The following is an 11,137-nucleotide window of genomic DNA, read 5'->3' as shown; positions in this document are numbered from 1 at the left end:
ATGCGTAATCCTCTGGTTTTATCGGTTCTGCTCAGCGCTGGCGTCCTTGCCGGCAGCCCCTTGGCCCATGCCGCCAACAGCCTGGTGTTCTGCTCCGAAGGCAGCCCGGCCGGCTTTGACACCGCGCAATACACCACCGCCACCGATAACGATGCGGCCGAACCGATTTACAACCGCCTCGCCGAGTTTGAAAAAGGCGGCACCGCAGCAGGGCCGGCACTGGCCACCCGCTGGGACATTTCCGAAGACGGCCTGACCTACACCTTCCATCTGCGTCCCGGTGTGAAGTATCACACCACTAAATGGTTTACCCCGACCCGCGATTTCAACGCCGATGACGTGCTGTTTACCTACAACCGCATGCTCAATCGTGACCACCCGTTTCGTAAGGCGTACCCCACCGAGTTCCCCTACTTCAGCAGCATGAGCCTGGACAAGAACATCGCGCGCGTTGAAAAAACCGACCCAATGACGGTTGTCATCACGCTCAACTCGGTCGACGCCGCGTTCATCCAGAACATCGCCATGAGCTTTGCCTCGATTTTGTCGGCCGAATACGCCGACCAGCTGCTCAAGGAAGGCAAGCCCAGCGACATCAACCAAAAGCCGGTGGGCACCGGGCCTTACGTGTTTCAGCGTTATCAAAAAGACTCGAACATCCGCTACGCGGCCAACAAGGACTATTGGGACCCGAGCCAGGTCAAACTCGACAACCTGATTTTCTCGATCAACACCGACGCCTCGGCACGCATGCAAAAACTGCGTAAAAACGAGTGCCAGGTCTCGCTCAACCCACGTCCGGCCGACGTTGCCAGCCTCAAGCAAGACCCCAAACTTCAGGTCATCGAAAAGCCCGGTTTCAACCTCGGTTACATCGCCTACAACGTGCGGCATAAACCCTTCGACCAGCTTCAGGTGCGTCAAGCACTGGACATGGCCGTCAACAAAGACAGCATCCTGACCGCCGTGTATCAGGGCGCGGGGCAGAAAGCAGTCAACGCCATGCCGCCCACCCAGTGGTCGTATGACGACACCATCAAAGACGCGCCCTACAACCCCGAAAAAGCCAAAGAGATGCTCAAGGCTGCCGGGGTCAAGGAAGGCACAGAAATTACCCTGTGGGCCATGCCCGTACAGCGTCCATACAACCCCAACGCCAAGCTGATGGCCGAAATGCTGCAATCGGACTGGGGCAAGATCGGGCTTAAGGTCAAGATCGTCAGCTACGAATGGGGCGAGTACATCAAACGCACCAAAAATGGCGAACATGACATCAGCCTGATTGGCTGGACCGGTGACAACGGTGACCCGGACAACTGGCTCGGCACGCTCTACAACTGCGACGCGATTGGCGGCAACAACTACTCCATGTGGTGCAACAAGGAGTACGACACCCTGGTCAAGAACGCCAAGATCGTGACCGACCGCGATCAGCGCACGGTGCTCTACAAGCAAGCCCAGCAACTGCTCAAGCAACAAGTGCCGATCACACCCATTGCCCACTCCACGGTTAACCAGCCGCTGAGTGCCAAAGTGCAGGGTTTTACCGTGAGCCCGTTTGGCCGTAACGCCTTCTCCGGCGTGAGTATCGACGACTAACCCTTATCCCGCGTTTGTCCGTGTCATCAGGCCGCATGGGGCGGCCTGTTGAACACTGCGGCCAAGTGGTCGCAAGCAAACGTTTGCAGTGCTCAAACTCGTTCCACAACAGCCAGCTCAACACATAAAGAGCGGCAATAAAAAAGAAGCAGAGGAGCCTCAACCATGAGAGTCACAAGCAGCGCGTTACTCGCTTTATCCATCAGCAGCCTTGCGGCGATGGCACAAGCAGAAGAGATGAGCCAGGCGTTTGTGCCCACCGAAGTCAAAACCGGTGCCAGCAGCCAAAGCGAAGCCAGCGGATTCGTTGAAGGCCAAAGCCTGGGCGGTACAACGCGCAACTGGTACGCCAACGAACTGAAGCGCAACAACGGCCGTTTCACCTACAACGACCACGGCGTGGAAAAAACCACACCGCGCCGGATCAACTGGGTGCAAGGCACCATCATTGATTACAGCTCGGGCTTCACCCAGGGCACCGTGGGTTTCAAAACCCAAGTGGCGGCCTACAACGCCATTGCGCTGGACCGTGATGTCGGTGACATCGCCGGTAAAAACAACCGCACCCTGACCCACAGTGATGGCGATGCCGTTGGCCAGTGGAGCAAGCTGGGCCTGGCGAACCTTCAGGCACGCGTGTCCAACACCACACTGGTGGTGGGCCGACAGAACTTCAGCAGCCCAACCATCGATGTGATCGGAAACCGCGCACTGCCTTCCAGCTTCCAGGGGGTAGGGCTGCACAGTGAAGAGTTCAACAACCTGTCGTTCGACGCTGGCTCCTTCGACCGCGTATCGCCGCGCACCGAGCAAGGCCTGAAGAAGTTTCGCTCGGAATACAGCGACAGCGCCAAGGTCACCACTGACCGCGCCAGCGTGGCCGGCCTCAACTACCAGCCGTTCAAGAGCCTGAAAACCTCGCTCTATGCCACCCACGTTGAAGACTTCTGGAACCAGTACTACTTTGGCGCGGTGCACGACCTGGGCGACAACGCGGTACTGGGGCTCAACACCAACCTCAACTACTACAAAACCATCGACACCGGCAGCAAGGCCATGGGGGATATCAACAACGATACCTTCAGCCTGGCCTTCGGCCTGACTCACCAGGCGCATACCGTTACCCTGTCGTACCAGCAAGTGATCGGTGACGAGTACTTCGACTACCTGCACGAAACCAACGGTATTTACCTGGCCAACTCCCTGTTGTCTGACTTCAACGGCCCGAACGAAAAATCGGTGCAGTTGGCGTACAGCATCAACATGGCGCAGTACGGCGTGCCGGGCCTGAAATTCAACGCCTACCATGCGCGTGGCTTTGACATTGACGGCACCAAATACAAAGGCACCGCCTACGACGTGAAGAAAATGGACGGCGAAGACCACTCCGAGTACAGCATTGGCACGTCCTATGCGATTCAAAGCGGTCCACTGAAAGCCACCGCGATTCGCGCCACCTACACCACGCACCGCGCCAGCAAATTCCAGTCTGACGGCAACATCAACGAGTTCCGTGTGGTCACCACCATTCCGTTCAACATCCTTTAACCCTGCCGCGCCAATGCCTGTTGCTCGCACACAGGCATTGGCGCAACGCAAATTCAACCGATTGGAGAGGGTAGCCATGAAACGACTTCCACTACGCACTGCCCTTGCCGTGGCATTGCTCAGCACCGCTGTCAGTGTTTGCGCCAAGTCGTTGGTGGTGTGCACCGAAGCCAGCCCTGAAGGCTTCGACATCGTTCAATACACCACCGCCGTGACCGCCGATGCCTCGGCTGAAACCATCCTCAATCGCCTGGCCGATTTCAAACCCGGCACTACAGACGTTGAGCCTGCCCTCGCCGAGCGCTGGGACATCAGCCCCGACGGACTTGAATACACCTTTTACCTGCGCCCCGGCGTCAAGTTTCACACCACCGACTATTTCAAACCGACCCGCACCCTGAACGCCGATGACGTGATCTGGAGTTTTCAGCGCCAGCTGGACCCAAACCACCCCTGGCACGACAAATCGCTGGTCGGCTATCCCTACTTTGAAAGCATGGGCTTTAAAAACCTGCTCAAGAGTGTGGACAAAGTTGACGACATGACCGTGAAAATCACGCTCAACCATGCCGAGTCGCCGTTTCTGCGGGACATCGCCATGCCGTTCAACTCCATCTATTCCGCCGAATACGCCGACCAGTTGCTCAGGTCGGGTAAAACCAGCGAACTGAACAGCAAGCCGATCGGCACCGGCCCGTTTATTTTTGTGCGCTACAACAAGGATGCGCAGGTGCGCTTCAAGGCCAACCCCGAATACTTCCGGGGCAAGCCGGCGAGTGATGTGCTGATCTTCGCGGTGACCACCGACAGCAACGTGCGCCTGCAAAAACTCAAGGCCAACGAATGCCAGATTGCGCTGTACCCCAAGCCCGATGAAGTCAACAACATCAAGAAAGACCCGAACCTGAAAGTCGACGAGATGGCGGCGCTGATGACCAGCTACATCGCCATGAACACCCGCCACAAATACCTGGACGATGTGCGCGTGCGCAAAGCCATCGACATGGCCTTCGACAAAGAAACCTACCTCAATACCGTTCACGGTAAAGGCAACGCGATCACCGCCGTCAACCCGTACCCGCCGACGATGCTGGGGTTTAACACCTCGATCAAAAGCCCGCCCCGCGACCTCGACAAAGCCCGCGCCCTGCTCAAAGAAGCCGGAGTACCCGAAGGTCAGGTTTTTACCCTGTTTACCCGTAACGGCGGCGGGCCGACTAACCCCAACCCGATGCTCGGCGCGCAGTTGCTGCAATCAGACCTGGCGAAGATCGGCCTCAAACTGGACATTCGGGTCATGGAATGGGGTGAGATGCTCAAGCGCGCCAAAAATGGCGAACATGATCTGGTGTCCACCGGCTGGGGCGGCGACAACGGCGACCCGGACAACTTCCTGACCCCGCTGCTCAGCTGCGATGCCGCCAAAAATGGTGAAAACTACGCGCGCTGGTGCAACAAAGACTTCGAGGCGCTGATCACCAAAGCCCGTAACATCACTGAACCCGCCGAAAGAGCGGCACTCTATGAACAGGCACAGGTGCTCTTCAACCAGGACCAACCCTGGATCAACGTCGTACACCCCATGCTCTTTACTGCCAGACGCAGCAACGTCGAGGGCTACATCCTTAGCCCGCTGACCAATAACAACTTTGCCACCACCCAGGTGAAGTAGAACAATAAAACACCCGCCAGCGTTCACCCGAACCCTGGCGGTCCTGCCTAACCGGCTGATGAGGTACACCACACGATGTTTAGTTTTATTGCCCGCCGAATAGGGCTATTGATCCCTACGTTCTTCGGCATCACCTTGCTGACCTTCGCCCTGATCCGCATGATCCCCGGCGACCCGGTCGAAGTCATGATGGGTGAACGTCGGGTCGATCCAGAGATGCATGCACAGGCCATGGAGCGTTTGGGCCTGAACAAGCCACTCTACGAACAGTATTTCGACTACGTGACCAAACTCGCCCATGGCGATTTGGGCGAATCGTTGAGAACCCGTGAAAGCGTGTGGACCGAATTTTCTGCGCTGTTCCCCGCCACCCTGGAACTGTCGATGGCCGCCCTGTTGTTTGCAGGCATTCTCGGACTGCTGGCCGGGGTCATCGCCGCTTTGAAGCGAGGCTCACTGTTTGACCACGGGGTGATGGGCATCTCCCTGGCGGGTTACTCCATGCCGATTTTCTGGTGGGGGTTGATTCTCATCATGTTCTTCTCGGTGAGCCTGGGCTGGACCCCCGTGTCAGGACGCATCGACCTGCTGTATGACATCGAGCCCAAGACCGGCTTCATGCTCATCGACACCCTGCTCAGCGACGAACCCGAAGCCTTCTGGGACGCGCTGCACCACATGATCCTGCCTGCGATTGTGCTCGGCACCATCCCGCTGGCAGTGATTGCGCGCATGACCCGCTCTTCGATGCTCGAAGTGCTGCGCGAAGATTACATTCGCACCGCCCGCGCCAAAGGCCTGTCGCCCGCACGCGTGGTGTTTGTGCACGGCCTGCGCAATGCCCTGATCCCGGTGCTTACCGTGGTCGGCCTGCAAGTCGGCACCCTGCTGGCCGGCGCCGTACTGACCGAAACCATCTTCTCGTGGCCCGGCATCGGTAAATGGCTGATCGAAGCCATTGGCGCCCGCGACTATCCCGTGGTGCAAAACGGCATCCTGTTAATCGCCTGCCTGGTGATTCTGGTCAACTTCGTGGTGGACATCCTCTACGGCTTTGCCAACCCACGCATCCGCCACCAGCGCTGAGATCCTGACCATGACTACCACACCTACACCCGCGACTGCGGTGGATCAAAGCCTGCTTTATCCCTCGCCTTACAAAGAATTCTGGCACGCGTTTTCACGCAACAAGGGCGCCGTGGCCGGGCTGATTTTCATGAGCATCATCGTGTTCTGCGCGCTGTTTGCGCCGTGGGTTGCCCCGCACAACCCCAGCGAGCAATACCGGGACTTCCTGCTGACGCCACCGGCGTGGCTTGAAGGCGGGCAGATGCAGTTTTTGCTCGGCACTGACGAGCTGGGCCGTGACCTGCTGTCCCGACTGATCGAAGGCTCGCGCCTGTCCTTGCTGATCGGCTTGTCATCGGTGGTGATCTCGCTGATTCCGGGCGTGATCCTGGGCCTGTTTGCCGGGTTTTTCCCGCGCTTCCTCGGCCCCGGCATCATGCGCTTGATGGACATCATGCTGGCCCTGCCCTCCTTGCTGCTGGCGGTAGCGATTGTCGCCATCCTCGGCCCTGGCCTGATCAACACCGTGATCGCGATTGCCGTGGTCTCTCTGCCCTCTTATGTGCGCCTGACCCGGGCGGCGGTGATGGGCGAACTGAACCGCGACTACGTGACCGCTGCGCGTCTGGCCGGTGCCAGCTTGCCACGCCTGATGTTCATCACCGTGCTGCCCAACTGCATGGCGCCACTGATCGTTCAGGCCACGTTGAGCTTCTCCTCGGCGATCCTCGATGCCGCAGCCCTGGGCTTCCTGGGCCTTGGCGTACAACCGCCGACGCCGGAGTGGGGCACGATGCTGGCCTCGGCTCGCGACTACATCGAGCGTGCGTGGTGGGTCGTCAGCCTGCCCGGTTTGACCATTTTGCTCAGCGTGCTGGCAATCAACCTGATGGGCGACGGCCTGCGCGATGCGCTGGACCCGAAACTCAAGAACGCCGCCTGAGGAGATTCACATGTCACTGTTAGAAATCAAGAATCTCAACGTCCGTTTTGGCGACGCCAACGCGGTGCCGGTGGTCGACGGCTTGAGTGTGTCGGTGGATAAAGGCGAAGTATTGGCCATCGTTGGCGAGTCGGGATCGGGCAAATCCGTGACCATGATGGCGCTGATGGGGCTGATCGAGCACCCCGGCATCGTCACCGCCGACGCGCTGAACTTCGACGGCCAAAACATGCTGAGCCTCAGCGCCCGTCAACGCCGCAAAATCGTCGGCAAAGACATGGCGATGGTCTTTCAGGACCCGATGACCGCGCTCAACCCCAGTTACACCGTGGGCTTTCAAATTGAAGAAGTGCTGCGCCTGCACCTGAAAATGTCCGGCAAAGCCGCACGCAAGCGCGCCATCGAGCTATTGGAAAAAGTCGAAATACCCGGCGCCGCCAGCCGCATGGACGCCTACCCGCACCAACTGTCCGGTGGCATGAGCCAGCGCGTGGCCATCGCAATGGCTATTGCCGGAGAGCCAAAACTGCTGATCGCGGACGAACCGACCACCGCGCTCGATGTGACCATTCAAGCCCAGATCATGGACTTGCTGCTTAACCTGCAACGCGAACAGAACATGGGCCTGGTGCTGATCACTCACGACTTGGCCGTGGTAGCCGAAACCGCCCAGCGCGTGTGCGTGATGTACGCCGGGCAAGCCGTGGAAGTCGGTCAGGTGCCGGGGCTGTTTGATGTGCCCGCACACCCGTACAGCGAAGCCTTGCTGGCAGCCATCCCGGAACACAGCATGGGTGCTGCGCGCCTGGCGACGTTGCCCGGCATCGTGCCGGGGCGTTACGACCGCCCGCAAGGCTGCCTGCTGTCGCCGCGCTGCCCGTATGTACAAGACACATGCCGCCAACAACGCCCTGCGCTGGAGCCTAAAGCTCACAGCCAGGTGCGCTGCTTCTTCCCCTTGAATCAGGAGGTGGCGTAATGACTGTCGTTCTTACTGCCCGTGACCTAACCCGCCATTACGAAGTGTCCCGTGGCATGTTCAAAGGCCACGCCCTGGTGCGTGCCCTCAATGGCGTGTCGTTTGAACTTGAAGCCGGTAAAACCCTGGCCGTGGTCGGCGAGTCGGGGTGCGGCAAGTCCACCCTCGCCCGCGCGCTGACGCTGATTGAAGAACCGTCCTCCGGCTCGCTGAAAATTGCCGGTCAAGAGGTGGCAGGCGCCAACAAGGCCGAGCGCAAGCAACTGCGCAAAGACGTGCAGATGGTGTTTCAAAGCCCTTACGCCTCGTTGAACCCGCGCCAGAAAGTCGGTGATCAACTGGCTGAGCCGCTGCTGATCAATACCCAACTCAGCGCCAGCGAGCGCCGGGAAAAAGTGCAGGCCATGATGAAGCAAGTGGGGTTGCGCCCTGAGCATTACCAGCGCTACCCGCACATGTTCTCGGGTGGCCAGCGGCAGCGTATCGCCCTGGCGCGCGCCATGATGCTGCAACCCAAAGTGCTGGTGGCCGACGAACCGACTTCCGCCCTCGACGTGTCGATTCAGGCCCAAGTGCTCAACCTGTTCATGGACTTGCAGCAGGAGTTCAACACCGCTTACGTGTTCATCTCGCACAACCTGGCGGTGGTGCGGCACGTGGCGGACACGGTTTTGGTGATGTACCTCGGTCGCCCAGTGGAGATGGGGCCAAAAGAAGAAATCTACACCCGCCCCCTGCACCCTTACACCCAGGCGCTGCTGTCGGCGACCCCGACCATCCACCCGGACCCGCTGAAGCCGAAAATCAAAATTGTGGGTGAACTGCCCAACCCTTTGAACCCACCCTCGGGTTGCGCCTTCCACAAGCGCTGCCCGTATGCGACCGACTTTTGCAGCACCCATGAGCCGGAGTTACGGCTGCTGGATAACCGCCAAGTGGCGTGCCATCACGCCGAACAATTCCTACAGAGCTAAGCGTTTTTCGAAGGCGCTGCCGAAGGCTGCGATCGAATGCGCAGCCTTCGGTATTCGGCTTATTGGGTTACACGACGGCATGGCCGTCGAGAGCCTCGTGTGAATTTGATTCGGCTCAGTACTGACCTTCGCTGGCTTTGCCGTGATCAACACTGTCGTCGTCCTGACGATCGGTCTTGCCGTCTCCGTCATTCGTGGCGCTGTCGGCCGAGTCGTCATCACCATCAACCTGATCATCATCCCCGGAGCTGCCGCCCTGACCCTGGTCTCCAGGTTCAGACTCCGATTTAAAGATGGCGTGCAATGTAGGGCCTGCAACACCGTTCGCTGAAACGCCAGCAGCCGGATGGGTCAGTGGATTGCTCGCCCAGGCTGGCGAACTGCTGATCGTTATAAACACCAGCACTTTGAGCAACAACACAGCGCGTTGATAAAGCTTCATGGGGAATTCCATCCTAGGGTGAGAAACGTCCTGTAACGCTAGTCCGTCTTCCTCGCCTTCGCCAAGCGAGCGCCCATAAAAAAAGCGAAGCCCCACCGGATCATGCTGATCGGCTCAAGACGACTGCAATCGGTAGGCGCAAACTTGCGCCTGCCGATTGCAGTGACAGATCCCTTGATAGATCAGCAAAAACCAAAGGCTTCGCTTTTTTCAAACAGGCACGCAGGCCTTAGTGGTGCTCACGCGTTGCGCGGAACTTCACATCAGGCCAGCGCTCTTCCATCAGCGCCAGGTTGACGCGGGTCGGCGCCAGGTACGTGAGGTGACCACCGCCATCAATCGCGAGGTTTTCGACCGCTTTGATCTGGAACTCTTCAAGCTTCTTCTTATCGCTGCACTCAATCCAGCGCGCCGAGTACACGGTGATCGGCTCGTAGGAGCATTCCACTTTGTATTCGCCTTTCAGACGGCTGGCCACCACGTCGAATTGCAGTACACCGACGGCGCCCAAGATGATGTCGTTGCTGCGCTCCGGGAAGAACACCTGCGTGGCGCCCTCTTCGGCCAGTTGCTGCAAGCCCTGACGCAGTTGCTTGGATTTGAGCGGGTCGCGCAGACGCACACGACGGAACAGTTCCGGCGCAAAGTGCGGAATGCCGGTAAAGCCCAGCACTTCGCCTTCGGTGAAGGTGTCGCCGATCTGAATGGTGCCGTGGTTATGCAGGCCGATGATGTCGCCCGCGTAGGCTTCTTCGAGCTGTTCACGCTCAGAGGAGAAGAACGTCAGTGCATCGCCAATGCGGATGTCTTTGCCGGTCCGTACGTGGCGCATTTTCATGCCCTTTTCGTACTTGCCTGAGCAAATACGCATAAAGGCGATGCGGTCACGGTGTTTAGGGTCCATGTTTGCCTGAATCTTGAACACGAAGCCGCTGAACTTCTCTTCGGTCGGCTCCACTGTGCGCTCGTTAGCCACACGCGGCAGCGGCTCTGGGGCCCAATTGACCACAGCGTCGAGCACGTGATCGACACCGAAGTTGCCCAACGCCGTACCGAAGAACACCGGTGTCAGTTGGCCATCGAGGAATTCTTGCTGGTTGAACTCATGGCACGCGCCCTGAACCAGTTCCAACTGATCGACAAAGCGCTGGTACTCATCACCCAAGTGGGCGCGGGCTTCGTCAGAGTCGAGTTTCTCGATGATTTTGACTTCGGTGCGCTCGTGGCCGTGACCGGCGGTGTAAACGATGATGTAGTCGTCTGCCAGGTGGTACACGCCTTTGAAATCGCGGTAGCAGCCAATCGGCCAGGTGATCGGCGCAGCTTTGATTTTCAGTACGGCTTCGATCTCATCCAACAGCTCGATCGGGTCGCGAATGTCGCGGTCCAGTTTGTTGATGAAGCTGACAATCGGCGTGTCACGCAGGCGGCACACGTCCATCAGGGCGATGGTGCGCGGCTCAACCCCTTTACCGCCATCGAGCACCATCAGCGCCGAGTCAACAGCGGTCAACGTGCGGTAGGTGTCTTCCGAGAAGTCTTCGTGGCCCGGGGTATCGAGCAGGTTGATCATGTGGTCGCGATACGGGAACTGCATGACCGACGTGGTAATCGAAATACCCCGTTGCTTCTCCATTTCCATCCAGTCGGAGGTGGCATGGCGGTCGGACTTTCGCGATTTCACCGTACCGGCCACAGCAATGGCCTTGCCCATCAGCAAGAGTTTCTCGGTGATGGTGGTCTTACCCGCATCGGGGTGGGAAATGATGGCGAAAGTGCGGCGTTTCGCGACTTCGGCGGCCTGGTTGGTCATGGGAAATCGCCTGACGATTGATTCAAAAAAGGGCGCGGATTATAGCTCAAATCAGGCATCAACAGCCACCGTTGGTACCCTGGATGTGATCACAAGGGT

Annotated in this window: 9 protein-coding genes; 7 read left to right on the top strand and 2 right to left on the bottom strand. The window is 58.7% G+C overall.

The window, feature by feature from the left end; translation table 11 throughout:
• From TU86_RS01365 to TU86_RS01335, 7 genes are all read left to right on the top strand, one after another.
• Window positions 1–1,599 carry an ABC transporter substrate-binding protein gene (locus TU86_RS01365; RefSeq protein WP_048362517.1) on the top strand — a complete coding sequence of 533 codons (1,599 nt, stop codon included), beginning with the start codon at window positions 1–3 and terminating at the stop codon, window positions 1,597–1,599.
• A gap of 165 nt (window positions 1,600–1,764) precedes the next feature.
• Window positions 1,765–3,147, top strand: a complete 1,383-nt coding sequence (locus TU86_RS01360; protein WP_048362516.1) for an OprD family porin — start codon at window positions 1,765–1,767, stop codon at window positions 3,145–3,147.
• A gap of 76 nt (window positions 3,148–3,223) precedes the next feature.
• Window positions 3,224–4,819 carry an ABC transporter substrate-binding protein gene (locus TU86_RS01355; RefSeq protein ID WP_048362515.1) on the top strand — a complete coding sequence of 532 codons (1,596 nt, stop codon included), beginning with the start codon at window positions 3,224–3,226 and terminating at the stop codon, window positions 4,817–4,819.
• Window positions 4,820–4,894: 75 nt separating this feature from the next.
• The gene (locus TU86_RS01350) at window positions 4,895–5,905 is read left to right on the top strand and encodes an ABC transporter permease subunit (RefSeq protein ID WP_048362514.1); all 1,011 of its coding nucleotides are present in this window, start codon (window positions 4,895–4,897) and stop codon (window positions 5,903–5,905) included.
• 10 nt (window positions 5,906–5,915) lie between these two features.
• Window positions 5,916–6,830, top strand: a complete 915-nt coding sequence (locus TU86_RS01345; RefSeq protein WP_048362513.1) for an ABC transporter permease subunit — start codon at window positions 5,916–5,918, stop codon at window positions 6,828–6,830.
• Window positions 6,831–6,840: 10 nt separating this feature from the next.
• Window positions 6,841–7,809, top strand: coding sequence for an ABC transporter ATP-binding protein (locus TU86_RS01340; protein ID WP_048362512.1), 969 nt, complete (start codon window positions 6,841–6,843; stop codon window positions 7,807–7,809).
• Window positions 7,809–8,783, top strand: a complete 975-nt coding sequence (locus TU86_RS01335; RefSeq protein WP_048362511.1) for a peptide ABC transporter ATP-binding protein — start codon at window positions 7,809–7,811, stop codon at window positions 8,781–8,783. The genes TU86_RS01340 and TU86_RS01335 overlap by 1 nt, the downstream gene beginning before the upstream one ends.
• A gap of 115 nt (window positions 8,784–8,898) precedes the next feature.
• Here the strand turns inward: TU86_RS01335 and TU86_RS01330 are convergent, their stop codons facing one another.
• Both TU86_RS01330 and TU86_RS01325 read right to left on the bottom strand, forming a co-directional pair.
• Window positions 8,899–9,225, bottom strand: a complete 327-nt coding sequence (locus TU86_RS01330) for a hypothetical protein (protein WP_048362510.1) — start codon at window positions 9,223–9,225, stop codon at window positions 8,899–8,901.
• 229 nt (window positions 9,226–9,454) lie between these two features.
• Entirely contained in the window at window positions 9,455–11,038 is a 1,584-nt protein-coding gene (locus TU86_RS01325; RefSeq protein ID WP_048362509.1) for a peptide chain release factor 3, read from the bottom strand.
• Between the last annotated feature and the right edge of the window lie 99 nt (window positions 11,039–11,137).

The organism is Pseudomonas weihenstephanensis, assembly GCF_001043055.1.
Classification (GTDB): Bacteria; Pseudomonadota; Gammaproteobacteria; order Pseudomonadales; family Pseudomonadaceae; genus Aquipseudomonas; species Aquipseudomonas weihenstephanensis.
This window is presented reverse-complemented; position numbering and strand designations above follow the sequence as displayed.